Origin of the sequence: Rathayibacter sp. AY1B8 (assembly GCF_002932775.1) — a bacterium.
In the GTDB taxonomy this organism is placed as follows: domain Bacteria; phylum Actinomycetota; class Actinomycetes; order Actinomycetales; family Microbacteriaceae; genus Rathayibacter.
Map to the genome: position 1 here is coordinate 1 of NZ_PSWJ01000037.1, position 24,005 is coordinate 24,005.

Genomic DNA, 24,005 nt, shown 5'->3' on the forward strand with positions numbered 1-24,005 from the left:
GGAGGAAGCCGTCCCGGACCTCGCGTCGACTCGTCGCCTCGTAGCGCAGGCGCTCGGCGAGGGTGAGCAGGCGCAGCATCCGGTGGCGGGCGGGTCTGTGGCGGGCCGGTCCGCGGGGGAGGAGCCGGTCGTCGGCTGCGCGGGGTCGACGGGGTTCGCGGAGGAGGGGCTCGAGGAGCGGCGGTCGGAGGCGCCGGATCCCGCACCGGGAGCGGAGGGGTCCGCAGTCGCCGCCGCATCCTCCGCGGGCGAGGCGGCGGTCGGCGTCGACACCGCTTCCGGGGCGGTCATCGCCTCGGGCGCGAGTGCGGCGGAGGCGAACACCACGGAGAGCACGAGGGTCGTCGTCGGGACGAACGCGGCGAGAGCGCGGGTGGTGCGGGTCACGGACGGTCCAGTTCTGCGGGCTCTGCGATGCGCCCGCCTGTGATTACTACCAGGAGCGCGAAGTGCTCTGCACCCCCGCTTCCGGGTGGAGTGCCGCGGAGCGCGCCAGCGGGCTCGGCCATGCTCGTGCGCCCACCTCCTCGACGAGGCGGCGCTGAGCCGGATCGATCAGGCGACCGATCTCCTTCTCGGGGAGCGCCTGCGGGGGAGCGGCTGTTCCTTCCCGCCCGCGGAGATCGACGTGACGGCGCTCCCGCCCAGGCCCGGCACGTCCTTCGGCATCTGGAGCCCTGAGCCGCGCGCCTCGAGCCCGCACTCGCCCTGCGCCTCGGATGATGTGCCGCACACGCAGAGGAGGAAGCGCCCGCGGGCACTCCCTCCTCCGTCACGACCGGTCGTCCGGCCGCCGTGCGCTCAGCAGACGCGGGCCGGGTAGGCCACCGTCTGCGCGAGGGTCTCGGAGCCCGCCGTGGCGGTCACCGTCACCTGGCTGCCCGGCATGCTCGCGAGGCGGGTGGTGAACGCGGCCGATCCGCTCGCACCCGCGGCCACCGCGGTGACCGTCTTCGAGCCGTAGGCCGAGGCCATCGCGACGTCGATCGGAGCGGTGCCGCCGTTCTTGGCGAGGACAGTCAGCACCGCCTTCCCGGCCACGCAGCGCGACGTCACGGTCACCGGCACCGTCAGCGCCGGGGCGGCCGCCTCGGGGACGACGATCTCGCCGATCTTGAGGAACGAGCCCGGCGTGGAGAAGGTCAGCTTCAGGCCGGTGGCCGAGACCGCCGCGAACGGGATCGTGGTCAGCGTGCCGTTCGCCGCCGGAGCGACGTTCTGCGCGGTGGTCGGCTTCCAGGTGCCGTCCTCGGCGCGGTAGGCCACGCTCACCGACGCCAGGGTGCCCTCGGTGTTGGTGAAGGTGAGCCCGGCGACGCGGTGCGCCTCGGTGTTCGTCAGCGTGAACTCGGCGCTGCTGGCGAAGGTGCCGTCGGTCCAGGTCGACCAGGGGGTGCTCACGTTGCCGTCGCAGGCGTTCTTCGCGGGGAGGGTCGCGTACTTCGTCTGGCTGAACGACGCCGAGACCGCGGCTCCGGGGACGCGACAGACGTTCGTCGGCGGCGCGGTGCCCCAGATCTGCACCTCCGAGACCGACTGCCACGTGTTCGCCGCGCTGGTGAGGTGCAGGCGGAGGCCCGTGGTGTCGGGCAGGGAGGACAGGTCGAGGATCGCCGTCGGGGCGGATCCGGTCGCGGCCTGGCTGAGGGTGGTGGCGACCGAGGAGGTCGTCCATGCGCCGTTCACCTGGTACTCGACCTCGATCCTCGAGGGCCAGGTCGCGGTCGCACCGTCCTTGTAGGTGCTGACCGTCACCCAGTCGAGGTTCTGCGCCGCGCCCCAGGAGAAGGAGAGGCGGCTGTCGCGCGGGTAGCCGGCCGAGGACCAGTCGTCCCAGCCCTTGCCCTTGACGTCGCCGTCGATGAGCTTGCCGGCGAGGTCCGTGCGGCTCGAGACCGCGACCGAGGCTCCGGGAGCGTGGTTCGCGATGCCCGGCTCCGCCACCTCGATCGTGCGGGTGAAGCGGCGACCGGAGGAGAATCCGGCGTCGGCGGCGAGCGTGCCCGTCACCTGCACCGTGCCGAGCTCGGCGGGGCCGGGGGCCGCCCAGGTCACGGCGACGTCGCGGGTCGAGCTGTTGCTCGCGACCGAGACCGTCGAGGGGAGCGCGGCGGCGATGTCGGCGCCGCGGCGGACCTGCTTCGGCAGACGGGCGTCCACGACCGACCAGACGCCCTCGCCGACCCCCTTGTCGTCCCAGTAGGAGAGGTTCCAGCCGGACCCCCAGCGCGCCGGGTCCTCCTGAGCCGGATTCCGCATCTCGAGGCGGCCGTTCTCACCGACCGTCATCGGGAGCCAGACGTAGGTAGAGTCCGACTTGCCCTCGTTCCACCGGTCGCCCATGTAGACGTACTTCCCGGGAGCGAGCGTGAGGACGTTCGTCGACTGCGAGCCGAAGGTCGTCTTGCGGGAGTCGCCGATCGAGAGCAGGCCGTCGCCGCCCTCCGGGATCGCGTTGTAGGCGACGTTCTCGTCGGCGTCGCCCTTCTCGACTCCGCGGGTCCACGCGCCGAGGATCGAGTCGGCGGTGTAGTAGGTCTGCGGGTTCGGCGCCCAGCCGGTCGCCCCGGAGGCGATCGTGTAGTACTTGCCGCCGTTGGCGAAGATCGCGGGCGCCTCGAGGTGTCCGCACTCCTTGACGATCTGGAAGTCGGTGCCGCGCACCGGTGCTCCGGCCGCACCGTCGGCGAAGACGTAGGGGTACGTCCCGTCGGCCGAGTACTGGTTCGCGTCGAGGGTGTCGGTCGTGGTGGTCCGCTCGACGTTGGTGTAGTCGGCGTCGAGCTTCGCCACGTAGAGCGAGTAGTTCTCCTCGGAGGAGTAGGAGATGTACGCGGTGCCGTCCTCGTCCTGGAAGACGGTCATGTCCCGCGCCTGCCCGGGAACGGCGGAGGTGGTGCAGGCCTTGTAGTCCGTGCGGTTGTAGAGGCGGTAGACGCCCTGGAGCGTGAAGGGCCCGGTCGGGCTGTCCGAGACGGCGACTCCCGCCATCGAGCGCGCGTAGGTGCTGCCGCCCGGCGTGGTCCGGCCGTCGGAGTGCCACCACATGACCCACTTGCCGGTCTTCTCGTTGAAGAGGACCTTGGGGCGCTCGAAGATGGCGGTGTTCGGCGAGGCCTGCGTCGTGTCGAGGTGGTAGTCGAGCTCCGCGATGCGGTCGGCGCGAGGGGCTCCGGAGTCGTCGACGGTGTCGTAGAGCGCGTCGAAGTAGGGGGCCTCGAGGTCGGCCGCAGCGGAGACGCTGCGCAGCGCGGTGCCCTTGTTCTCCCAGTTGTGGCCGTCGGTGGAGCGGTAGACCGCGACTCCGGGGCTGTTCCAGTAGCCCTTCGTGCGGTCCTCGCCGTACCAGTACTGGACCTGCTGACCGCCCTCCTCGACGGTGACGATCTGGCCGCCGTGCGCCTGGATGTGGCGGCCGTCGGTGTCGTACCAGTAGGGCTGGAAGTAGCCGGCCGCGGTGCTGCCCGGGTCCTGGACCGCCGGGTAGTCGGTGTAGGTCACGGGCGTCGAGGTGCGCGGCACTCCGTCGTCGGGATCCGTGGCCACGGCGGCCGAGGCCGACTGCGCTCCTGTTCCCAGGAGTGCTGCGACGAGCAGCGCGGCCACCGCCGCGGCGGCCGTTCGTGGTCGAGACGTCATGCTGTGCTCCTTTGCACCGGGGACTTCGCGCATGTTCACGCAAACATCACGCTTCCACGAGGGTCTGATGACGTCAACATCCGAATCCACTCGATCGCCGGATCCCGACGGCTGCGGGCCCGGTCCTCGCTGCTCGACCTTCAGGCGCGAGCGCTCCGCCCGGTTGGAGGGCGCGCTCCGCTAACCGGCGATCATCCGATGCCGCCCGAACCGCGATCGCCCCCGAGCCGGAGGGCTCGAGGGCGATCGGACGTGCGGTGCGGCCTAGCCGCTGACCGCCTTCCGGATATCGATCTCAGGGCTGCGAGGATCTCGCGCGCTCGAGGATGGCCGCGATCACGGCGGACTTCGCCTCGGCGTAGTCGTTCCCGTCCTCCCAGCGCCGGAGGAGGAGAGACGCCTTCGTGCTGCGGTAGAGCTCGCGGTCGGCCGGGTCGGTGCGCAGCCGGTCGCGCAGGAGGAGGTACGCGTCGATCGCGGGATGACCCTCCTCGTAGATGTGGACGTGGGCGTCCCGTCCGGGCGTGCGGACGAGCCGGTGCCCGGGCTCGCGGGTGCGCAGGACGTAGCCGGCCTCGAGCAGCGGCGCGACGTGGTCCTCCTCCGCCGTGACGTCGGGCACGACGACCAGCACGTCGACGATCGGCTTCGCGGGCAGGCCCGGGACGGAGGTCGAGCCGATGTGCTCGACACGCACGCCCGGGACGGCCCCGAGGATGCGCCGCCGGTGCTCCTCGAACAGGGCGGACCACTCGGGGTCGTGCTCGTGCAGGGCGAGCTCGAGCGGCTCCGGTCCGCCGACGAGCTCGACGGAGACGACGTCGGGGCGGCGGGGGGAGCGGTGCGGAGTCACCGAGTCATCCTGCCAGGGGTGCCGCAGGGCGGGTGCGGTTCACTGGAGCGGTGAGCACCCTCCTCGTCACCGCGCACCCCGACCGCGACTCCCTCACCGCCGCCCTCGCCCGGCGGCTGCGGGAGGAGCTCGGCCCCGACGGAGTGGAGACGGCCGACCTCGACGCCGAGGGCTTCGATCCGCGGTTCGGCGCGGCCGACCGGGACCGCTACCGCGGTGTCGGCCCGGTTCCCGACGACGTCCTCCGCGAGCAGCGCCGGCTCGACGGCGTGGACCACCTCGTGCTCGTCTTCCCCGTCTACTGGTGGTCGATGCCCGCGCTGCTGAAGGGCTGGATCGACCGCGTCTTCCTCGCCGGCTGGGCCTTCGACATCGACCCCGTCCACGGCACGCAGCGCAGGCTCGGCGCTCTGACCGTCCACCTCGTCCTCGTCGCGGGGGACTCCGCCGGGACCTACGAGCGGCACGGCTACGAGCAGGCGCTGCTGACGCAGATCCAGCACGGGATCATCGACTACTGCGGAGCCCGGCGCGGCGGGGCCGTCTTCGTCCACGAGTCCGAGCGCGAGGACGACGCGAGCCGCAGGGCGGCGGTCGAGGACGCGGTCGAGCGGACCGTGGAGGCGATCAGGGCTGATCCGCCTGCAGCGCTCCGGTGACGAGGGCCTGCACAAGGGTGTCGGCGTCGTAGTCCGGATCGTGGGCGGCGCCGATGCAGAGGTTGCCGATGCCCTTGAGGAGCATGTAGCCGCTGAGACTCGACGCCGGGATCCTGGCGGGTCGCGCCGCCTCGAGCAGGTCGCCGCAGACGGGGACGAGCCGCTCCACGAAGTAGGCGTGCAGGGCGTCGGGTCCGGCGCTGTCGCCCTGGAGCGCACCGGCGAGGCCGTGCTTGGTCACCAGGAGGTCGACGAAGTGGGCGACCCAGGCCCGGAGGGCGGCCTCCGGGGTCGCGCTGTCGGCGAGCAGCCGTGGGCCCGCCTCCGCGCAGGCCTCGACCTGGTGGCGGTAGACGGCGACCACGAGCTCCGAGCGGGTCGGGAAGTGCCGGTAGATCGTCCCCATGCCGACGCCGGCCTCCGCCGCGATCTCGCGGACCGGCGCGTCCACGCCGGAGGCCACGAACACCGTCGCCGCGGCGGCGAGCAGTGCGTCGCGACTCGTCCGCGGTCGGCCGGGCGTGCGGGGCACACGGTCGCTCATCGGTTCTCCTTGCTTGTCGGAGCGGCGCTCCGTAATGTCTCCGAGCGCTGCTCCACCACATTCCGGAGCAGCGCTCCGCAATGTTCCGGAGCAGTGCTCCACAATGTTCCGGAGCAGCGCTCCGACGATTGTGCCAGAGCGCCGCCCCCCAGGAAGGACCCTCGTGCCCACTCCGCTCCTCGACTCGTCGACCCCCGGTGAGCACCGCCCGATGGGCGCGGTCCGCACGGCCGAGCGCGACCCCTCTCGATCCGTCGCCACGGCCCGTCGTCGAGGGGCGGACGGGCCGTTCGCGACGGATGAGCGGAGCGGGTCCTGCCGTCAGCGCGGGGCGCGCAGCCCGGCGAGCGGGCCGTCGTGCAGCGGCTCCGTCTCCCAGCGGACGCGGGCGGTGCGGTCGGGAGCGAGCTCGACGTGCAGGCGGTGCGGGGTCTCGAGGAACACGACGTCGACCAGCACGCTGTCGCCCGAGGGTCCGGCGCTCGCCGCGAACGGCCCGTCGACGGTCCAGGCTCCTGCGCCGGGCGTCACGGCGAAGCGCTCGTCGCCCTCGATCAGCGCGAGCGTCCAGCCGCCCTCGTCGGCCGTCACCTCGACGGCGTCGGGCCACGATCCGACCGGCGTGTAGCTCCCGGTCGCGGGGGAGGCGCCCTCGAGCGGGCGAAGGGCGAGCTCCGACAGCCGGTCGGCCAGCCGGGCGTCGGCCTCCGCCGTGGACCCGCGGCCGACGGCGGGGAGCAGGTGCTCCCAGGCGAGCGCGAGCAGCGTCTGCGTGTCCGAGGTCTGGCCGGTCAGCGCGATCACGAGCTCGTGCTCGGGCACGATCAGGCTGAACTGCCCGTACGCGCCGTCCGCGCGGTAGCCGTGCAGCGACCGCCAGAACTGGAAGCCGTAGCCCTGCTGCCAGTCCGGTCCGCCGTCCTCGTGGGTCGGGACGTGCGCGCGGGACGCCTCGGCGACCCACTCCGGCGAGAGGATCCGCTGGTCGCCCCAGCGCCCCTCCTGCAGGTACAGCAGTCCGAGCGCAGCGGCCGCCTCGGTGGTGGCGTGCAGCCCGCTGTAGCCGAGCTCGCGCCCTGAGTCGTCGCGATGCCAGGCGACCTCGCCGATGCCGAGCGGATCGAGCAGGCGCGGGCGCAGGTAGTCGGTCAGCGACTGCCCGCTCACGCGCTGCACGATCGCGGCGGCGGCGAAGGTGCAGGGCTGGTTGTAGGCGAAGACGCTGCCCGGCTCCTGCTCCGGCGGGAGGAGGAGGAAGCCGCGTACCAGGTCGGCCGGGTCCCTCTCCTCGGCGCGGTCGATCGTCTCGGCGGAGTGGCCGCTCGCCATCGCGAGGACGTGGCGGACGCGGATCGCACGCGAGCGCGGGTCGGTGATCTCGTCGTCGAGCTCGGGGAAGTACGAGAGGACGGTGGCGTCCAGGTCGACCAGGCCCTCGGCGACCGCGAGGCCGACGGCGGTCGCGGTGAAGCTCTTGCTCAGCGAGTAGAAGAGGTGCGGCCGCTCGGCCGAGTACGGCGCCCACCAGCCCTCGGCGACGACGTCGCCGCCCTGCACGACCATCAGGCCGTGCAGCTCGACGCCGGGAGCGGCCTCGACCCCTTCGACGAAGGCCAGCACTCCCTCGGCGTCGACGGAGCGGGCGGACGGGGTGCTTCTCGGCAGTGAGCGCGACATCCTCCGATGCTACGACCGGCGCGGCGCCGCCTCCGCCCGGGGGCAGGTGGCGGCGCCGCCTAGGCGGTCGGCTCGGCGGGGAAGGGCCCGAGGCCGAGCAGGAAGCGGAGGATCGCGTCGGCCGGCACGCGCAGGGCGGGGCCGGAGCCGAGCTCCCACTCCGCGTCGGTCGGAGCGAGGGTGCGACCGCGGACGGCGGCGCGGATCGCGAGCGGCGCGCGCTGCAGGCGGTCCAGGGCCACCCCGCCGGTGATGCGGGAGGAGAGAGCGAGCGGCTCGGGGGAGAGCGCGAGCTCGACGCGGACGACCTCGACCAGCTCGGCGACCGAGCGGGGACCGGCGCCGGCGCGGCGAGCGGAGGCGAGAGCGGCCAGGACCGGGGCGACCTCGGCGGGAGGAGGAGGGGAGGAGGCCTCTCGGGCGCCCATCCGCGTCGCGAGGCGCTGGCCGGTGCTGCTCGAGAGCCGCACGACGAGCTCTCCGAGCAGGGCGTCCCGGGAGACGGCACTGGCCGCCTCGCCCTCCGTGGTGGAGGGGGAGGCGGCCAGGACGGCGAGGCGGTCGAGCCTCTCGGCGACGAGGGGGCGCCAGTCGTTGCTGACGCCCGTCTCGTCGACCGAGGGCCCGGTGCTCAGCGGCAGGAACCGCGACCAGTCGGGCACGACCGCAGGGCCTAGCGTCCGCCCGAGCGGCGCTTGTTGTAGACGTCGAAGGCGACCGCGAGCAGGAGCACGAGGCCCTTGACCGCCTGCTGCCACTCGATGCCGATGCCCATGATCGACATGCCGTTGTTCAGGACGCCGATGATGAGGCCACCGATGATCGCGCCGCCGATGGTGCCGACGCCGCCCTGGACCGCCGCGCCGCCGATGAAGGCGGCCGAGATGGCCTCGAGCTCGAAGCCGTCGCCCGCCTTCGGGCCGGCGAGGTTGAGTCGCGCGGTGAAGACGAGGCCGGCCAGCGCCGCGAGGACGCCCATGTTGACGAACAGCCAGAAGGTGACGTTGCGGGTCTTGATGCCGGACAGCTCCGCGGCGTGCAGGTTGCCGCCGATCGCGTAGACGTGACGGCCGAAGACGGAGCGGTTCATGACCACGCCGTAGATCAGGACGAGCACGGCGAGCACGATCAGGGTGACCGGGATGCCCTTGAAGGTGGCCAGCGCGAAGGAGAAGGCCGCGATCACGACGGAGACGAGGACGAGCTTGGTGACGAACCAGGCGCCCGGCTCGACGCTCTGCGCGTACTTCTGGCGGCCGCGGCGGGTGCGCACGGACTGCACGGCGAAGGCGACGATCGCGAGCGCGCCGATGACGAGCGACAGCGGGTCGAGGTCGGTCTCGCCGAACAGGTCGGTGAGGAAGCCGTTGCCCAGCGCGCGGTACTCGGTCGGGAAGGAGCCGATGTTCGCGTTGCCGAGGACGACGAGCGCCAGGCCGCGGAAGATCAGCATGCCCGCCAGGGTCACGATGAACGCCGGGATCCCGACGTAGGCGATCCAGAAGCCCTGCCACGCTCCGACCAGGGCGCCGATGAGGAGGGAGAGGATGATCGACAGCCACCACGGGAGACCCATGTTGACCGCGAAGACGCCCGAGATCGCTCCGACGAACGCCGCGACCGAGCCGACCGAGAGGTCGATGTGCCCGGCCACGATGACCATCACCATGCCGATGGCGAGGATCAGGATGTAGCCGTTCTGGACGATCAGGTTCGAGATGTTCTGGGGGCGGAGGAGGATTCCGCCGGTCATCACCTCGAACAGCAGCACCACCACGATGAGGGCGATGAAGATGCCGTTCTTGCCGAGGTCGCCCAGCACGTGGCTGAGGCGCTTCGTGAAGGCGTTCTCGGTGGGCTTCACCTGCGCACCGGCCGCGGTGGACGGTTCGTTCTGCAGATCGGTCATCGTTGCTTCTCCTGGGTCATGAGGGTGAGGACCGCCTCGGGCGTCGCCTCGGCGATGGGCAGCTCGCCCGTGATCCGGCCCTCCGACAGCGCGTAGACGCGGTCGCAGATGCCGAGCAGCTCCGGCAGCTCGGAGGAGATGACGATGATCCCCTTACCCTGCGCCGCGAGCCGGTTGATGATGGTGTAGATCTCGTACTTCGCACCCACGTCGATGCCGCGGGTGGGCTCGTCGAGGATGAGGACGTCCGGGTCGGAGTAGATCCACTTCGACAGGACGACCTTCTGCTGGTTGCCGCCGGAGAGCTTCCCGGTCTTGGCGAGCACGGTCGGCGACTTGATGTTCATGCTGCCGCGGTACTCGTTGGCAACCTCGAACTCGCGGTTGTCGTCGACGAGTCCGCCGCGGGCGACCTTGTCGAGCGACGCGAGCGAGATGTTCCGCTTGATGTCGTCGATGAGGTTGAGGCCGTAGTGCTTGCGGTCCTCGGTCGCGTAGGCGAGCCCGTGGGCGATCGCCTCCGAGACGTTGCGGATCTTGATCTCCTTGCCGGCCTTGAAGACCTGGCCGGAGATGCGGCTGCCGTAGGAGCGGCCGAAGAGGCTCATCGCGAACTCGGTGCGCCCGGCGCCCATGAGCCCGGCGATGCCGACGATCTCGCCGCGGTGGACCGACAGGTTGACCTTGTCCACCATGACGCGGGACGGGTCCTGGGGGTGGTGGGCCGTCCAGTCGACCACGCGCAGGATCTCCTCGCCGATGTGCGGCGTGTGGTCCGGGTAGCGGTGGTCGAGGTCGCGGCCGACCATGTCCTTGATGATGCGGTCCTCGGTGACGTCGTCGTGAGCGATCGTCTCGATGGTCTTGCCGTCGCGGATGACCGTGACGGTGTCCGCGATCTTCTTGATCTCGTTCAGCTTGTGGCTGATGATGATCGACGTGATGCCCTGCTCCTTGAGGTGCAGGATCAGGTCGAGCAGGTGGTCCGAGTCCTCGTCGTTCAGGGCCGCGGTGGGCTCGTCGAGGATGAGCAGCTTGACCCGCTTGGAGAGCGCCTTCGCGATCTCGACGAGCTGCTGCTTGCCGACTCCGATCTCCATGATCTTGGTGGTCGGGTTCTCGCGCAGACCCACGCGGGCCAGCAGCGCCGCCGCCTCCTGGTTGGTCTTGTTCCAGTCGATCAGGCCGCCGAAGCCGCGCACCTCGTTGCCGAGGAAGATGTTCTCCGCGATGGAGAGGTAGGGGCTGAGGGCCAGCTCCTGGTGGATGATGACGATGCCCTTCGCCTCCGAGTCGCGGATGCTGGAGAACTGCATCACCTCGTCCTCGAAGACGATGTCGCCCTCGTAGGTGCCGTGGGGGTAGACGCCCGACAGGACCTTCATCAGCGTCGACTTGCCGGCGCCGTTCTCCCCGCAGATCGCGTGGACTTCGCCGCGCTGTGCGTTGAGCGTGACGTCCTGGAGCGCCTTCACGCCCGGGAACGTCTTGGTGATGCCGCGCATCTCGAGGATGTTCGAGGTCACGCCGCCTCCCTTCCTTCGTAGTGGGGGAGGGCGCCCAGTGGGCGCCCTCCCGGGGTGTTCCTTCTCGGGTGAGGAGCGAGGACTAGCCGTTCACTTCCGCGTCGGTGTAGTAGCCGCCGTCGACGAGGACGGACTGGATCTGGTCCTTGGTGACGATGACCGGCTCGAGCAGGAAGGACGGGACGACCTTCTTGCCGTTGTCGTAGGTGTCGGTGTCGTTGACCTCGGGCTCGGTGCCCTCGAGCACGGCCTGGGCCATCTTCACGGCCTCCTTGGCGAGTTCGCGGGTGTCCTTGTAGATGGTCGCGTACTGCTCGCCGGCGATGATCGCCTTGACGGAGTCGAGCTCGGCGTCCTGACCGGTGATGATCGGGAAGTCGGAGCCGACGGTGTAGCCGGCGTCGGTCAGGGCCGAGATGATGCCGCGGCTGAGGCCGTCGTAGGGCGAGAGGACGCCCTGGACCTTGGAGCCGTCGGAGTACGTCTTGGTGAGGATGTCCTCCATGCGGCTCTGGGCGACCTCGCCGTCCCAGCGGAGCGTGGCGACGGTGTTGAAGTCGGTCTCGCCGGACTTCACGACGAGCGTCTTGTCGTCGATGTACGGCTGGAGGGTGTCCATCGCGCCGTTGAAGAAGAACGTGGCGTTGTTGTCGTCGGGGCTGCCGGCGAACAGCTCGACGTTGAACGGGCCGGCGGGGGCGTCGGCGGCCTTCGCGCCGGTGAGGTCGGTGAGACCGAGGCCCGCGAGGAGCGAGGTGGCCTGCTGGACGCCCACCTTGTAGTTGTCGAACGTGGCGTAGTAGTCCACGTTCTCGGAGTCGCGGATGAGGCGGTCGTAGGCGATGACGGGGATGTCGTTGGCCTTGGCCTCCTCGAGCACGCTCGTGAGGGTGGTGCCGTCGATCGAGGCGACGATCAGGGCCTTGGCGCCCTTGGTGATCATGTTCTCGAGCTGCGAGACCTGGGTGGGGATGTCGTCCTCGGCGTACTGAAGGTCGACCTGGTAGCCGGCCTCCTCGAGCTGCGACTTGACGTTGTTGCCGTCAGCGATCCAGCGCTCGGACGACTTGGTCGGCATCGCGACGCCGACGAGGCCGCCGTCGCCGGATCCCGAGCCCGAGCCGCCACCGGTTCCGGAGGAGCAGGCGGCGAGGGAGAGGATCATCGCTCCGCCGGCGATGCCGGCGATGAGAGCGCGCTTCATTGTGGTCACTGTGATTCCTTCGTCATTGAATGCAGTGGATGCAGGGCCGCCCTCGGGATCGGGGCGGAGATGTGATGCCATGTGAGCGATCACATTGCGTCATGCTAGACCCGACGGCGCCGTTCGTGTCAACGCGCACGTCTCGACTCGGTAACGGGACACCCGCGGCGCGTCGTCCGCTCTCGGAGCGGTGCTGTCAAGGGTCCCCGGCCCCGGAAGGGAGCCGGAGCTGTCGGCGTTGCGTCCAGCACTGTCGAAAGGACGCACACCATGACGAAGACCTGGTTCATCACCGGCGCCTCGAAGGGCTTCGGCCGCGAGTGGGCCGAGGCGGCGCTCGAGCGCGGCGACTCGGTCGCCGGGACCGCCCGCCGGATCGAGACCCTCGACGCCCTCGTCGAGGAGTACCCGGACACGTTCCTCCCGCTGACCCTCGACGTGACCGACCGCGAGGCCGGCTTCGCCGCCGTGCAGGCCGCGGCCGACCGGTTCGGCCGGCTGGACGTCGTGATCAACAACGCCGGCTACGGGCACTTCGGCATGATCGAGGAGCTCACCGAGGAGGAGGTCCGCGCGCAGCTCGAGACCAACGTCTTCGGCGCCCTCTGGATCACCCAGGCCGCGCTGCCGATCCTCCGCGAGCAGGGCTCGGGGCACATCGTGCAGGTGTCCAGCATCGGCGGCATCAGCGCGTTCCCCTCGATCGGCGCGTACCACGCGTCGAAGTGGGCGCTCGAGGGCTTCACCCAGTCGCTGGCCGCCGAGGTCGCCGGCTTCGGGATCCACGTGACCCTCGTCGAGCCCGGCGGGTACGCGACCGACTGGTCCGGTCCCTCCGCGTCGCGCAGCGAGCCGATCGCCGCGTACGACGAGGTCCGGGAGGCAGCGAGCCGACGCCCCTCCGCCGCTCAGCAGGGCGACCCGCGGGCCTCGCGCCTCGGGATCCTCGCGGTCGTGGACGCGGACGAGCCGCCGCTGCGGATCTTCTTCGGGCGCGCGCCGCTGGGCATCGCGACGGCGGACTACGAGTCGCGCCTCGAGACCTGGAAGCGCTGGAACGACGTGTCGATCGCCGCTCACGGCGAGTGATCCGCCGGTCAGCGCGAGGCGGTGACGCTCGCGCTCCGGGGGACGGCCGTGGATCCGCGGACGACCAGCTGCGGAGCGATCGGCGCCGCCTTCTCCGGCCGGTCGCCCTCGATCAGGCTGAGCAGCGCGGCCACGCACCGGCGTCCGAGCTCCACGAAGTCCTGGCGGACGCTGGTCAGCGGCGGCCAGTAGAACGCCGCCTCGGGGATGTCGTCGAAGCCGATGACGCTGACGTCCTCCGGCACGCGGACCCCGCGCTCGTGGAACGCGCTCATCAGTCCGAGCGCCATCTGGTCGTTCCCCGCGAACACCGCGGTGAAGTCGAGGAAGCGCGAGAGCTCGAGGCCCACGCGGTGGCCGCGCTCGGCGCTCCAGTCGCCGAGCAGCGGCGGGCGCAGCGGGATCGAGCGGTGGTCGAGCTCGGCGAGGTAGCCGCGCATCCGCGCCTCGGCCTCGATCCAGTCCTGCGGGCCGGCGAGGTGCACGATCTCGGTGTGCCCGAGGTCGATCAGGTGCCCGGTGGCGATGCGGGCGCCGGCCATCTGGTCGACGTAGAGCGCGTCGTCGCGGTCGTCCTCGCTCGTCTGCAGCGTCACGTGCGGGATGCGCAGCGCGACTCCGGAGAGGATGTCGAAGACGCGGATCTGCGGGGCGACGACCACGAGGCCCTCGACCGCCTGGTTGAGCAGATGCCGGATCCCGGCCTGGATCGACGCGCCGTCGGTGCCGTCGACGTTGGCCGTGACCACGAGGTAGCCCGCGTCGCGCGCCGCCACCTCGATGGCCTGGATGCTGGAGGCCGGACCGTACTGCAGGCTCTGCGAGGACAGCACGCCGACGGTGCGGGTGCGGCTGGTGACCAGTGCCCGCGCGGCGAGGTTGGGGCGGTAGTCGAGCTCGGCCATGACCTCGAGCACGCGCTTCTTCGTCTCGGCGCGGAGGCTCGGGTGGTCGTTCAGGACCCGGGAGACGGTCTGGTGCGAGACGCCGGCCGCGCGGGCGACGTCGTAGATGCTCGGCGCCCGCGACGCGGGCTTGTCTTCCGGCATCGGGCACCGCGGCTCTCTGTGATCGGCGCCTCCGACGCAGGACCGGGGCGCCCTCACGGGCGGCTCGCCCGTCCGCGGGCGCGTGTGAGCACACTTTACGTCCCTCGGCGCGGGGGCCTGCACACCGACGGAACCTCGACGGCTCGGACGGGTGCCGCTCCCGGATCGGCCGGACGTTCCGGCACCGCTGGTGCGGGCGCGCCGGAACGACGCGATCCGCGCCTCCGCCCCGCGGTCGTCGCAGCGGGTGGTCGACGCGGTCGGGTCAGCCGTCGAAGACCTCGGCCGAGGCGGAGGCCGCATCGGAGCGGAGCACGGCGACGAGGTCCGCGGGACAGTCCTCGAAGGCCGTCCTCTCCGGACCGGGAGGCGTGTGCGCTCGGACGTCGACGACGGATCCCTGGGGCGCGACGGCGTCGGGCGATCACAGGCGCCACCCTGCGGTCCGGGGTACTTTCCCGCGTGTGAACGACAGCGACGAGAAGTCCGGGAGAGGCTGGCGCATCGATCTCGGCGAGCCGCCGGAGAGCGTGTCCGGCGATGTCGTCGACGCTCTCGATAAGGTGTCCGCGGAATTCGCGGCATTCCGGAGCGGGACTTCCGGCGAGGGCGGAGAAAGGGCCGCGGCCCTCCGCGGAGCCGCCCGACTCGGGGCCGGAGAGCACCGGCTCGCCGTCGCCTCGGGGCTGACCCGGGAAGGCGTCCGCGCCTTTCTCGCGGGGCGATGACAAGCCGTCGGAGAGGCGGTTCCCCCGTGCCTCGACAAGCCGGCGCCGAAAGAAGAGAAAGGCCTCGAGAAGGCGCGGCATCCGGAGAGATCGGAGACGACGAATGGACGACGAGGAGTGGGCTCGGTACCTTCTCGCGATGGAGCGCCGAGCACCGACGAATCAGGACGGCGCGACCGCGGAACGCCGTGACGCGATGGTGGCGGCCGTCCTGCGGGAGCTCGACGGGGTCGATCCGTACGGACTCGAGCCGGGTCGCGAGGACGGCGCTCCCCGCGACGAGTACGCGTCTGAGGCGGCTCCGATCGCGAGCATCCTCCTGCGCCGAGGACGGATCACCGGCGAGGAGCTCGACGCCGTCTGGCGGTTCTGGTTCGGCGAGCCGCTGAGCGCCCTGCTCGGCGACGGCTTCGCCCCGCTCCTGGCGCGGCTCGACCGGCTCGCTCCTCCCTCGGCGGAGGACTGACGGGCGTCGGGTTCCGGCGGCGGACCGGCCGCGATCCCGGCGTCCCGTATCGCTCCGCCCAGCTCCGCCTAGCTCCGCTCGCGGAAGAAGCGGATGAGCTCGCGCAGGGCCGGGAGCGTCGCGCTCTCGGCCTCGGCGTCGTCGAGGTCGTCGAAGGAGGTGCGGAGCCCGGCGGCGTCGGCGTCGGCGGCGGACTCGAACGCCATCGACCACTCCGGGAACAGCCGCTCCCGGATCGGCTCCTCGAGGAGGGTGCGCAGCTGCGCGTGGCGCTCGTCGGCGGCGATGACGGCCATCCGCTCGCGCAGGACCTCGTCCGGCCCCTCGAGCACCTGGAGGAACCGGCCGTCACGGTGCAGGAGCATGCCGGTCAGGCCGAGGCGCTCGTTGTTCGCGCGGCACTGGGCGAGCAGCGCGGGGAGGTCGGCGTCCGTGAAGCCGGCGGAGGTGCGGCTGGAGTAGACGAGGGAGAGCATGGCGTCCGTTCCGGGTGGGGGAGGCGGGCGCCTCCGCTCCCAGTGGACCACCGACAGCGCCTCCCGCACGGCCACTTCCGCCGGCGGCGGCGGGCTGCTAGAGCTAGCCGACCGTGATCGGAGCGGCGGACGGACGGGTCCCCTGCCGCATCCAGACGAAGAAGCCGACCAGGGTGAACGCGCCGTAGAAGACGTACATCAGCCCCGACGCGTAGTAGCCGGCCGAGAACAGCAGCGGCACGCCGACCAGGTCGACGGCCACCCAGATGAGCCAGAACTCGGTCCAGCCCTTCGCCATGCCGTAGGTGGCGAGGACGGAGCCGACGAAGATCCACGCGTCGCTCCAGACCGGCTCGTAGGAGCCGAGCGCGCGGAACACCGGGGTCAGCACCGCGGTGCCGCCGACCATCCCGAGCACCAGCAGGCCGCGGGTGCGCCACGACGCCCAGCGCGGCTCGATCAGGGTGGTCGAGTCGTCGGGGCGGTGGGTCCACCGGTACCAGCCGTAGACGCTGACCAGGATGAACATCACTTGCCGCCCGGCCTGGCCGAGCAGGTTGACGGGGTTGGGAGTGCCGAACAGGGCGCCCATGAAGACCGTGAACAGCAGCACGTTGCCGATGAGGCCGACGGGCCAGGCCCAGACCTTCCGCCGCATCCCGCCGAGGGCGCTGAGGAGCCCGAAGACGTTGCCGATGACCTCCCGCCAGAGGACGGTCTGCTCGCCGATGACGATCTGCGCGTCGAACAGCCAGTGCACGAGGTCCACGAGGCCTTCTTCCTGAGTCGGGATGCCGGGTGGTGCAACCCTGCCCCATCCCGGGCCATTCCCGCCGCGGGCGGATGCGGGCGCCGCGCTCGGACCACGCTGGATCGCGCGCCGGGCGGGGATCGCGACCGGCGCCCCGCTGTGCCGCCGCGACCGTAGGCTGGCGGGATGACGTCCCGGGTGCGACTCCTGCTGGCCTCGTCGCACCCCGGGCCGACCGTGACGGTCACCGTGCTGGCGACCGTGATCGCGGCGGCGTCCGGGCATCCGCTCGGGCAGGTCGTGCTGGTGGCGCTCGCCGTGCTGCTCGGGCAGCTCTCGATCGGGCTCGCGAACGACTGGATCGACGCCGACCGCGACCGCGCGGTGGGGCGCACCGACAAGCCGGTCGCGCAGGGGCTGATCGGCGTGGGCGCCGTCCGCACCGCCGCACTGGGGACGGCCGCGGCCGCCGTGGTGCTCTCGCTGCTGCTCGGACCGGTCGCCGCGGTCGCGCACCTGGTGCTGGTCGCCGCGGGCTGGGCCTACGACGCGGGGCTCAAGCGCACGGTCTGGTCCGTCGTTCCCTTCGTGGTCGCCTTCGGGCTGCTGCCGGTGGTGGCGGTGGCGGCGGGCGACGGCCGGCTCCCCGCCTGGTGGGCGATCGCGACCGGCGCCGTGTTCGGCATCGCGATCCACTGCACGAACGTGCTCCCCGACCTGGTCGACGACGAGGCCACCGGGGTCCGCGGCTTCCCGCACCGCCTCGGCCTGCGGCTCTCCGGAGTCGTCGCCTTCGGGTCGCTGGTGGTCGCCGCGCTGCTCGTGCTCGTCGGACAGCTCGTCGGCGACCAGCCGGTGCGCGGGACGGGCGTGGTGCTCGCGGTGATCGGGACCCTCGCGGTGGTCGTGCTCGCCGCGGCGGGCATCCGCCTGGTGCTGACCGGCCCGCCCACGCGCACCCTGTTCCGGCTGGTGATCGCGGCCTCGCTCGTGCTGGTGGTCGAGCTCGGGCTGGCGGGCGCGCGGCTGGTCGGCTGACCGGCCGCCCTCAGGACCAGCGCATCGCGTAGACGCGGGCGAGCAGGTCCGAGGTCGGCAGGGCGAGGGCGGCGCGGAGGAACGCCTCGCGGCCGCGGTGCGCGAGCGAGCCGAGCGGGCGTCCGAGGGCCATGTTCGCCTCCGCCTGCCGCGCCGCGCGCCGGGCCGCGGTGGTGCGCCGCCGGGCGAAGCCGGGCCAGGGGCCGGCCTCGCCGCGGCGCACGGCACCGGCCAGGAGCGGGGCGAGCTCGGCGGCGTCGAGCCAGCCGAGGTTCATGCCCTGCCCGCCGATCGGACTGATCTCGTGCGCGGCGTCGCCGATGAGCACGACGCGGCCGACGCCCATCCGCTCGGCCTCGCGGCGCCGCACCTGGAAGCCGCTGAGCATCGTGCAGGTCTCCGGGTCGGCGTCGGCGCCCGTCCGGTCGCGGACAGCGGCGGCCAGGGCGCGCGCGGCCTCCTGGTCGGGGGCCTCCTCGGGCCGCCAGGCGGGGGCGCCGAGGGAGCGGTCGGGGCCGCTCAGGGCGACGTACCGGCGCCGACCGCCCGGGAGCGGGAAGGACTCCACCACTCCGGCCGGGCCGACGTCGACCAGCGCGGTGCCGGTGAGACCGCCGGGCTCGGGGTCGGCGAAGTCGCCCATCACGTAGCGGTCCGGGTAGTCGCGGCCGGTGGTGCGGATCCCGAGCAGGTCGCGGACGGTGCTGCGGGCGCCGTCGGCTCCCACGACGAAGGCGGCGCGGACGGAGACCGGCTCGCCGCCCGGTCCGGTGCCGGTCGCCTCGACGGTGGGGCCGCGACGGAGCAGGCCGGTCAGCGCGACCCCGGGGCGCAGCGCGTCCGGGGCCGCCGCCTCGAGGCGCTCGCGGAGGATCGCCTCGGTGCGGTGCTGGTCGAGGGTGACGACGTAGGGGTGCGTCGCGGAGGCGCGCGCGAACGAGAGCGTGCCGAGGGTGCGGCCCCGGCTGCGCGCGACGCCCTCGCGGACCCGGGTGGCCTCGGCCAGCACGGGAGCATCGGCGCCGATCGCGGCGAACGCGTCGAGCGACGGCGGATGGATGCCGATCGCCCGCGAGCCGCGCGGCACCGAGGAGCGCCGCTCCCACACCTGCACGTCCACTCCGGCCCGCGCCAGGAGCGCGCCGAGCAGGAGTCCGACCGGACCGCCGCCGACCACGAGCACGTCCGTCTCCGCTGTCACGGGTCGAGCCTAGGGAGCGGCGGCGCGGCGGGCGAGGGGGTGCGCTCGACCGCCGCGCGTGCTCAGGGTGCGAGCGGAGGTGTCAGAGCGCGTCGACGGCGGCGAGGATCTCCTCGGTCTCCGTGCGCGTCGTGTAGTCGACGTGCACGTCCGCCGTGCGGACGATCCGGTCGGCGTCGACGACCAGGACTGTCGGGTACGGGACGGCCGGGGTGTCGTCGGCGTTGCTGTCCTTCACGGCGAAGCCGAGCGCGGTGTGCGCCTCCTGCGCCTCGCCGCTGGGGGCGGTGACGATGCCGAGAGCGCTCGCGAGCGTGTTGCCGGGGTCGGAGACGACGGTGAAGCCCAGGTCGCCACCCGCGACCGCCGCGCGCGACCCGTCGGGGGTCTGCGGGCTGATCGCGACGAGGGCGACTCCGCGCGACGCGAGCTCGGGGGCGAGGGTCTCGTTGTAGTGCTTGAGCGTGATGTTGCAGTACGGGCACCAGGCTCCGCGGTAGAAGACGAGGACGGCCGGGCCCGCGCCGAGGACGTCCGCGAGGTCGACGGTGTCGCCGTCGACGGTCACGACGGAGGCGGCGGGGAGCGCGTCGCCGGCGGTGACGGCTCCGCTCGGGGCGCCGGCGGCGACGAGGTCGTCGCGCTCGCCGGAGAAGACGGCGGCGAGCTCGGGGCCGACCGTGTCGTCGAAGCCGACGGTGAACTCGTCGAGCTGGGTGCGGACGGAGGTGCTGGTCATCGGAAGTCCTTCGGTCGTGACGGTCGTGGTCCCCCGTCCGGGAGCCTAGGCACGCGGGGGACCGGGCGCCGGGCGCCCGTCACGCGGCGTCACACGACGGCCGACGCGTGTCGGCCGGCGTGCGTGGGGCCCGGCCCCGTCGCTCCGTCAGTCCGGGGCGACGACCAGCTCGCCGCCGGCGGAGCGCGAGACGCACGGCATGATCCAGCGGTCCTGCTCCTCGGGGGTCAGCACCAGGTCGCGGTGCTCCGCCGTCCCGCCGACGAGGCGCAGGCGGCAGGTGCCGCAGGTGCCCGACTCGCAGGAGGAGTCGACGTCGATCCCGGAGGAGCGGAACGCGGTGAGGAGCGAGCGGTCGGCCGGGACCTCCACGACGGCTCCGGTCGGCTCCCAGACGGCGGCGAAGGGGACGGCTCGGTCGCCGACGGCGTCGACGCCCGCGAAGTCCTCGACGTGGATCCGGCTCGGGCGCCAGTGCATCGTGAGGGCGAGGACCTCGTCGATCAGCGCGGACGGACCGCAGCAGTAGATCCGGGTGTCGTCGTCGGGCTCGGCGACGAGCGGCCAGAGGTCGAGCCGGCCGTGGATCGCACTGTGGTGCACGAGGGAGCCGTCGGCGGAGAACTCGTCGAGCCACGCGGTGTCCTCGGGGGTGCGGCTGAGGTAGACGACCTGCACGGCCGATCCCTGCGCCCGGAGCTCGGCGGCCATCGCGCGGATCGGGGTGACCCCGATCCCGCCGGCGATCAGGAGGTAGCGGGCGGCGGGCCGGAGGGCGAAGGTGTTCGCGGGCGGCGCGGAGGAGAGGACGTCGCCGACGCGGACGTCGTCGTGGAGGCTCCGCGATCCGCCCCGGCCCCCGGGCTCCCGGCGCACCGCGATCGCGTAGTGCGACGGCTCCGCGGATCCCGGCTCGACGAGGCTGTAGCTGCGGCGCTCGCCGGAGGGCGTCGTGAGCGTGAGGTGGGCGCCGGCCGAGTAGCCGGGCAGCGGGGCGCCGTCCTCGCTCCGCAGCACGAAGCGGGTGACGGCCGGGGTGAGCGCCTCGCGCTCGGCCACCACGAGCCGCAGCTCAGCCACGGAGCACCAGCTCGTCGCCCACGCCGAGCGTGCCGCCGTCGAGGACCTCCGCGTAGACGCCGAGGAGCTCGTGGCCGTAGGTCTCGTGCAGCAGGCGAGGGACGGGCAGGTCGCGCCGACCGGTGCCCGGCTCGACCTCGGTCGCGGCGCACCGCTCGGTGGCCTTCGTGATCCGCAGCCGCAGCCCGCCCGCGGTGAGCTCGCGCCCGAGCAGCTCGAGCTCGCTCCACGCGGGCAGCCCCTCGAGGTGGATGTTCCCGCGGAACCGCAGCGGATCGACGCTCCGGCCGGTGCGCTCGGCGAGGTCGCGGACGCTCGCCAGGTTGATCAGCGAGAGGTACTCCATCTCCACATCGGAGTTGTGGGCCGTGTCGGTGTAGCGGCGCCCCGCGTCCTGGGCGATCACGGGCTCGACGCCGGGCGGCAGGTCGAGCACGCGGGCGGCGAAGGAGCGCAGTGCGGCCCGTCCGTCCTCCGCGCCGAGGTCGGCGGAGAGGACCCGGTGGCCGCGGACGTCGACGGTGAGCACTCCGCTGTCGGGGTCGAGGTGCGTGGTCAGGCCGGCGAGGCGGGCCTCGGCGACGAGGACGAAGTACTCGCGCTTGGAGATGCCGTGCCGCATGCCGGGCCGGTAGGCGCCGCCGGGGCGGGCGAGGGCGATCGTGCGGTCGAAGGGGACGCCGCGGCCGGCGGTGAGCTCGACGCGGGGGAGCGGCTGCGGGGTCAGGCCCTTGACCGGGTAGACGAAGAGGCCGTCCACGCGTGTCGTCATGCCCCCATCCTGGCGCATCGCTGGGGAGCCGGCAGGGCCGTCGCGGCGCAGCGGAGCGCGAGGAGCGGACGCGGCGCCGTGCGGATCCTGCGAGGGCGGATGGAGGGATCCGCTCCGGCGGGCCTCGTCAGTACTGGAGGGAGAGGCCGACCAGGGGAGGGACGACGAGCGCGCCCAGCTCGACGATCGCGACGCTCGCGCCGACGCCGAGCGTGACGGCCGAGAGCAGCCGGGCGCGGTCCTTCCGAGCGACGCCGATGACGCCGACGATCGCGGTCGCCGTCGCGAGCACGAGCATCGTGACCCCGAGGGCGGCGAAGAGCGCCCCGATCTGCGTGGTGTCGAAGCCGCCCTGGAACGCGAGGACCGGGATGGCCGTGGTGAGCGCGGTCCGCCCGATCTGCGCGAGGACGAGGACGATCGCGAGGACGAGGCCGACGATGCCGACGACGTCGCGGGGCCGGGACTGGGGGGCGGGGACGGAGGCGGTCACGCCGTCGAGCCTAGAGGCGGGCGCGGCGGCGGGGCGAACGGGCGGGGGCGTTCCGGCGGGGACGGACGGAGCGGGCTCGCACCGCGGACCGCCTCGGACGAGCTCCGCGATCCGCAGCACCCGGTCGACCGACGTCCGGGCAGACGGGTCGTGTGCTGGGACCCGCGCGGACCTCCGCGGTCGGCGGGACGTCGTGTCCTGTTCGCCTGCCGCCCCTTGCCCGCGCGCCGCTCCGAGCGCACGCTGGAGCCATGACCGCCTGGAGCCCTCTCGAGACCGTCGGCGCCGTGGTGCTCGCCCTCGCGCTGATCGGGCTCGCCGTCGCGGCCGTGGTGGTCGGAGCAGGCGACGAGATCGCGTTCATCGGCGTGCTGGTCGCCTTCGCGGTCGCGGTCACCGGGCTCGGCCTCCACATCGCCGGCCGCGAGGCGCGGTACCGCCGCGACAACCGGTGACGCCGAAGCGCTTCCGCCGCGACAACCGGTGACGCCGAAGCGCTTCCGCCGCGACGACCGCTGAGGAGGCGCGCTCCCGCCGCGACGACACTCGGCCGGTCAGTGCCCGAGCTCCACCAGCAGCACGCCGGCGATGATCAGGCCGATCCCGCCGAGCATCGTCCAGGTCAGCGGGTCCTGGAACAGCCAGCGGCCGAGCACCGCGGTCAGCGCGACTCCGACCGCCGCCCAGATCCCGTAGGCCACCCCGATCGGCATGCCCTGCGCGAGCGCTCCGGCCAGCAGCGTGAACGCGACGACGTAGCCGACTCCGACCACGACGTACCAGCGCTTCCGGCCGTCCGTCGCGGGCTTGAGGCTCATCGTCGCGGCGACCTCGGTGAGGATCGCGCCCGAGAGCAGCAGCCAGGCCATCAGCGCACCGACCGGCGCGCGGCCTGCGCTCGCTGCGACCCGATCTCGACCATCAGCACGCCCGCGATGATCAGCACCAGCCCGATCGTCATCACGCCCGTCAGCGGCTGCCCGAAGAGCACGGCCGCGAGGACCGCCGTCAGCGCGACTCCGCACGCGCCCCACACGCCGTAGGCGACTCCGATCGGCATGCCGGCCTTGAGCACCCGGCTGAGGAGGACGAACGCCGCCAGGTAGCCCGCCACCACGAGGGCGTACCAGCCCGGCGACTCGATGGCGGCCTGGAGGGCGAGCGACGCCGTCACCTCGGTGAGGATCGCGCCGGTGAGGAGCACCCAGCTCATCGTGTGCCGTCGGATCGGGTCATCCGGCCAGCGTAGGGCGGGCGCGGAGGCGTGCGACCGCGGAACGAGGGCTCAGCGCGCGGGGAGGGTGGGAACGATCGTTCTCCGGGCAGTGACGCGCTCACCGCGCGAAGTGCTCGCGCACCTCCGCCTGCCAGCGCTCGCGGTTCTCCTCCGTGATGAACGCCGCGTCGAAGGAGTTGAGCGCCAGATGCTCGAGCTGCGCGTCGTCCATCCGCAGCTCCTCGACCAGGGCGCGGTAGTTCTCATCCACGTAGCCGCCGAAGTAGGGCGGGTCGTCGCTCGAGACCGTCACGACGAGTCCCTCGCGGAGCATCGCGGGCAGCGGGTGGTCTGCCATCGTGTCCACAGCGCGCAGGGCCACGTTCGACAGCGGGCACACCGTCACCGGGATGCGGCGCTCGCGGAGCATCGCGACGACCTCCGGGTCCTCCATCGCGCGGATCCCGTGGTCGATCCGCTCGACCTTCAGCAGCTCGACGGTGGCCGCGACCGTCTCGGGCCCGCCCTCCTCGCCGGCGTGCGCGACCAGGCGCAGTCCCTCCGCAGCGGCGCGCGCGTAGACGTCGACGAACAGCTCCGGGCCGAAGCCCACCTCGTTCGAGTCGAGCCCGACGCCGATGATGTGCTCGCGCCAGGGGAGGATCGCCGTCAGCATCTCGTCGGCCGCGTCGGCGCCGAGGTCGCGGAGGAAGCACATGATCAGGTCCGTCGAGATCCCGTGGGTCTCCTCGCTCCGACCGAGCGCACGGGTGATCCCGCTCATCACGGTGTCGAGCGCGACGCCGTTGCCGAGGTGCGTCTGCGGGTCGAAGAAGATCTCGGCGCGGCGGACGTTCGCCTTCTGCGCCCGGTCGAGGTAGCCGGTCGCGAGCTCG

The 24,005-nt window shown here is 72.5% G+C and carries 25 protein-coding genes and 1 pseudogene; 6 read left to right on the forward strand and 20 right to left on the reverse strand.

From position 1 onward, the window contains the following. The 3 genes and pseudogenes from C5C63_RS17315 to C5C63_RS15605 all read right to left on the reverse strand — a co-directional run. A pseudogene (locus tag C5C63_RS17315) lies at positions 1-387 on the reverse strand (hypothetical protein); the annotation flags it as partial. Between the two features lie 414 nt (positions 388-801). Further along, the gene (locus C5C63_RS15600) at positions 802-3,639 is read right to left on the reverse strand and encodes a glycoside hydrolase family 43 protein (protein WP_146086419.1); all 2,838 of its coding nucleotides are present in this window, start codon (positions 3,637-3,639) and stop codon (positions 802-804) included. Positions 3,640-3,934: 295 nt separating this feature from the next. Beyond that, a complete protein-coding gene (locus C5C63_RS15605) occupies positions 3,935-4,492 on the reverse strand; it encodes a GrpB family protein (RefSeq protein ID WP_104326405.1) in 558 nt (185 codons plus the stop codon). Between the two features lie 50 nt (positions 4,493-4,542). Between C5C63_RS15605 and C5C63_RS15610 the strand changes: the two genes are divergently transcribed. Then, positions 4,543-5,151 (forward strand): NAD(P)H-dependent oxidoreductase, encoded by a 609-nt coding sequence (locus C5C63_RS15610; RefSeq protein WP_104324799.1) that lies wholly within the window; start codon positions 4,543-4,545, stop codon positions 5,149-5,151. Here C5C63_RS15610 and C5C63_RS15615 read toward each other — a convergent pair. The 6 genes from C5C63_RS15615 to chvE all read right to left on the reverse strand — a co-directional run bounded on the left by C5C63_RS15615 (position 5,120) and on the right by chvE (position 12,011). Continuing rightward, positions 5,120-5,695: a TetR/AcrR family transcriptional regulator gene (locus C5C63_RS15615; protein ID WP_104326406.1), complete on the reverse strand. Its 576-nt coding sequence runs from the start codon at positions 5,693-5,695 to the stop codon at positions 5,120-5,122. The genes C5C63_RS15610 and C5C63_RS15615 overlap by 32 nt on opposite strands. Before the next feature lie 321 nt (positions 5,696-6,016). Then, on the reverse strand, positions 6,017-7,372 hold the full coding sequence (locus C5C63_RS15620; RefSeq protein ID WP_104326407.1) for a serine hydrolase: 1,356 nt from the start codon (positions 7,370-7,372) through the stop codon (positions 6,017-6,019). Positions 7,373-7,431: 59 nt separating this feature from the next. Continuing rightward, on the reverse strand, positions 7,432-8,034 hold the full coding sequence (locus C5C63_RS15625) for a hypothetical protein (protein ID WP_104326408.1): 603 nt from the start codon (positions 8,032-8,034) through the stop codon (positions 7,432-7,434). A gap of 11 nt (positions 8,035-8,045) precedes the next feature. Beyond that, positions 8,046-9,281 (reverse strand): multiple monosaccharide ABC transporter permease, encoded by a 1,236-nt coding sequence (gene mmsB, locus C5C63_RS15630; protein WP_104227395.1) that lies wholly within the window; start codon positions 9,279-9,281, stop codon positions 8,046-8,048. Continuing rightward, positions 9,278-10,807 carry a multiple monosaccharide ABC transporter ATP-binding protein gene (mmsA, locus tag C5C63_RS15635; protein ID WP_104234508.1) on the reverse strand — a complete coding sequence of 510 codons (1,530 nt, stop codon included), beginning with the start codon at positions 10,805-10,807 and terminating at the stop codon, positions 9,278-9,280. Before mmsA ends, mmsB begins: the two co-directional genes overlap by 4 nt. A gap of 82 nt (positions 10,808-10,889) precedes the next feature. Next, positions 10,890-12,011, reverse strand: a complete 1,122-nt coding sequence (gene chvE / locus C5C63_RS15640; protein WP_104224984.1) for a multiple monosaccharide ABC transporter substrate-binding protein — start codon at positions 12,009-12,011, stop codon at positions 10,890-10,892. A 270-nt stretch (positions 12,012-12,281) separates the two neighbouring features. Between chvE and C5C63_RS15645 the strand changes: the two genes are divergently transcribed. Then, on the forward strand, positions 12,282-13,100 hold the full coding sequence (locus C5C63_RS15645; RefSeq protein WP_104326409.1) for an SDR family oxidoreductase: 819 nt from the start codon (positions 12,282-12,284) through the stop codon (positions 13,098-13,100). Between the two features lie 8 nt (positions 13,101-13,108). On the opposite strand, the gene C5C63_RS15650 is transcribed toward C5C63_RS15645, so the two are convergent. Further along, complete coding sequence (locus tag C5C63_RS15650; RefSeq protein ID WP_104234510.1) at positions 13,109-14,149, reverse strand: LacI family DNA-binding transcriptional regulator; 1,041 nt, start codon at positions 14,147-14,149, stop codon at positions 13,109-13,111. Positions 14,150-14,613: 464 nt separating this feature from the next. Between C5C63_RS15650 and C5C63_RS15655 the strand changes: the two genes are divergently transcribed. Continuing rightward, entirely contained in the window at positions 14,614-14,877 is a 264-nt protein-coding gene (locus tag C5C63_RS15655) for a hypothetical protein (RefSeq protein WP_104326410.1), read from the forward strand. A 139-nt stretch (positions 14,878-15,016) separates the two neighbouring features. Continuing rightward, on the forward strand, positions 15,017-15,343 hold the full coding sequence (locus tag C5C63_RS15660; protein ID WP_146078497.1) for a hypothetical protein: 327 nt from the start codon (positions 15,017-15,019) through the stop codon (positions 15,341-15,343). A 68-nt stretch (positions 15,344-15,411) separates the two neighbouring features. Here C5C63_RS15660 and C5C63_RS15665 read toward each other — a convergent pair whose 3' ends face one another. Together C5C63_RS15665 and pnuC are read right to left on the reverse strand one after the other, a co-directional pair. After that, complete coding sequence (locus C5C63_RS15665; RefSeq protein ID WP_104258270.1) at positions 15,412-15,819, reverse strand: BLUF domain-containing protein; 408 nt, start codon at positions 15,817-15,819, stop codon at positions 15,412-15,414. Positions 15,820-15,922: 103 nt separating this feature from the next. Continuing rightward, entirely contained in the window at positions 15,923-16,588 is a 666-nt protein-coding gene (gene pnuC / locus C5C63_RS15670) for a nicotinamide riboside transporter PnuC (protein WP_104227403.1), read from the reverse strand. Positions 16,589-16,756: 168 nt separating this feature from the next. On the opposite strand from pnuC, the gene C5C63_RS15675 reads away from it, so the two are divergent. Next, a complete protein-coding gene (locus C5C63_RS15675) occupies positions 16,757-17,608 on the forward strand; it encodes a UbiA family prenyltransferase (protein ID WP_104326411.1) in 852 nt (283 codons plus the stop codon). 10 nt (positions 17,609-17,618) lie between these two features. Here the strand turns inward: C5C63_RS15675 and C5C63_RS15680 are convergent, their stop codons facing one another. The 5 genes from C5C63_RS15680 to C5C63_RS15700 form a co-directional block, all read right to left on the reverse strand. Then, positions 17,619-18,809: an NAD(P)/FAD-dependent oxidoreductase gene (locus C5C63_RS15680; protein ID WP_104326412.1), complete on the reverse strand. Its 1,191-nt coding sequence runs from the start codon at positions 18,807-18,809 to the stop codon at positions 17,619-17,621. 82 nt (positions 18,810-18,891) lie between these two features. Further along, entirely contained in the window at positions 18,892-19,548 is a 657-nt protein-coding gene (locus C5C63_RS15685; protein ID WP_104326413.1) for a peroxiredoxin-like family protein, read from the reverse strand. 147 nt (positions 19,549-19,695) lie between these two features. Next, positions 19,696-20,628 carry a PDR/VanB family oxidoreductase gene (locus C5C63_RS15690; RefSeq protein WP_104326414.1) on the reverse strand — a complete coding sequence of 311 codons (933 nt, stop codon included), beginning with the start codon at positions 20,626-20,628 and terminating at the stop codon, positions 19,696-19,698. Continuing rightward, positions 20,621-21,400, reverse strand: a complete 780-nt coding sequence (locus C5C63_RS15695) for an MOSC domain-containing protein (RefSeq protein WP_181110644.1) — start codon at positions 21,398-21,400, stop codon at positions 20,621-20,623. Before C5C63_RS15695 ends, C5C63_RS15690 begins: the two co-directional genes overlap by 8 nt. A 127-nt stretch (positions 21,401-21,527) precedes the next feature. Further along, on the reverse strand, positions 21,528-21,893 hold the full coding sequence (locus C5C63_RS15700) for a hypothetical protein (protein ID WP_104296217.1): 366 nt from the start codon (positions 21,891-21,893) through the stop codon (positions 21,528-21,530). Positions 21,894-22,144: 251 nt separating this feature from the next. On the opposite strand from C5C63_RS15700, the gene C5C63_RS15705 reads away from it, so the two are divergent. Further along, positions 22,145-22,348 carry a hypothetical protein gene (locus C5C63_RS15705; protein WP_104292999.1) on the forward strand — a complete coding sequence of 68 codons (204 nt, stop codon included), beginning with the start codon at positions 22,145-22,147 and terminating at the stop codon, positions 22,346-22,348. A gap of 99 nt (positions 22,349-22,447) precedes the next feature. Here the strand turns inward: C5C63_RS15705 and C5C63_RS15710 are convergent, their stop codons facing one another. The 3 genes from C5C63_RS15710 to add form a co-directional block, all read right to left on the reverse strand. Beyond that, positions 22,448-22,762 carry a multidrug efflux SMR transporter gene (locus C5C63_RS15710; protein ID WP_104224891.1) on the reverse strand — a complete coding sequence of 105 codons (315 nt, stop codon included), beginning with the start codon at positions 22,760-22,762 and terminating at the stop codon, positions 22,448-22,450. Continuing rightward, positions 22,762-23,106 carry a multidrug efflux SMR transporter gene (locus C5C63_RS15715; protein WP_104326415.1) on the reverse strand — a complete coding sequence of 115 codons (345 nt, stop codon included), beginning with the start codon at positions 23,104-23,106 and terminating at the stop codon, positions 22,762-22,764. The genes C5C63_RS15710 and C5C63_RS15715 overlap by 1 nt, the downstream gene beginning before the upstream one ends. A gap of 121 nt (positions 23,107-23,227) precedes the next feature. Then, the coding region (gene add / locus C5C63_RS15720) for an adenosine deaminase (RefSeq protein ID WP_104326416.1) at positions 23,228-24,005 on the reverse strand (778 nt) is incomplete at its 5' end.

Coding starts and splice junctions, on each gene's coding strand:
- C5C63_RS15650 (WP_104234510.1), bottom strand. CDS start 14,149: ATGCCGGAAGACAAGCCCGCGTCGCGGGCGCCGAGCATCTACGACGTC.
- mmsB (WP_104227395.1), bottom strand. CDS start 9,281: ATGACCGATCTGCAGAACGAACCGTCCACCGCGGCCGGTGCGCAGGTG.
- C5C63_RS15705 (WP_104292999.1), top strand. CDS start 22,145: ATGACCGCCTGGAGCCCTCTCGAGACCGTCGGCGCCGTGGTGCTCGCC.
- C5C63_RS15715 (WP_104326415.1), bottom strand. CDS start 23,106: ATGAGCTGGGTGCTCCTCACCGGCGCGATCCTCACCGAGGTGACGGCG.
- C5C63_RS15645 (WP_104326409.1), top strand. CDS start 12,282: ATGACGAAGACCTGGTTCATCACCGGCGCCTCGAAGGGCTTCGGCCGC.
- C5C63_RS15695 (WP_181110644.1), bottom strand. CDS start 21,400: ATGACGACACGCGTGGACGGCCTCTTCGTCTACCCGGTCAAGGGCCTG.
- C5C63_RS15710 (WP_104224891.1), bottom strand. CDS start 22,762: ATGGCCTGGCTGCTGCTCTCGGGCGCGATCCTCACCGAGGTCGCCGCG.
- chvE (WP_104224984.1), bottom strand. CDS start 12,011: ATGAAGCGCGCTCTCATCGCCGGCATCGCCGGCGGAGCGATGATCCTC.
- C5C63_RS15675 (WP_104326411.1), top strand. CDS start 16,757: ATGACGTCCCGGGTGCGACTCCTGCTGGCCTCGTCGCACCCCGGGCCG.
- C5C63_RS15620 (WP_104326407.1), bottom strand. CDS start 7,372: ATGTCGCGCTCACTGCCGAGAAGCACCCCGTCCGCCCGCTCCGTCGAC.
- C5C63_RS15685 (WP_104326413.1), bottom strand. CDS start 19,548: ATGACCAGCACCTCCGTCCGCACCCAGCTCGACGAGTTCACCGTCGGC.
- C5C63_RS15665 (WP_104258270.1), bottom strand. CDS start 15,819: ATGCTCTCCCTCGTCTACTCCAGCCGCACCTCCGCCGGCTTCACGGAC.
- C5C63_RS15660 (WP_146078497.1), top strand. CDS start 15,017: ATGGAGCGCCGAGCACCGACGAATCAGGACGGCGCGACCGCGGAACGC.
- C5C63_RS15615 (WP_104326406.1), bottom strand. CDS start 5,695: ATGAGCGACCGTGTGCCCCGCACGCCCGGCCGACCGCGGACGAGTCGC.
- C5C63_RS15600 (WP_146086419.1), bottom strand. CDS start 3,639: ATGACGTCTCGACCACGAACGGCCGCCGCGGCGGTGGCCGCGCTGCTC.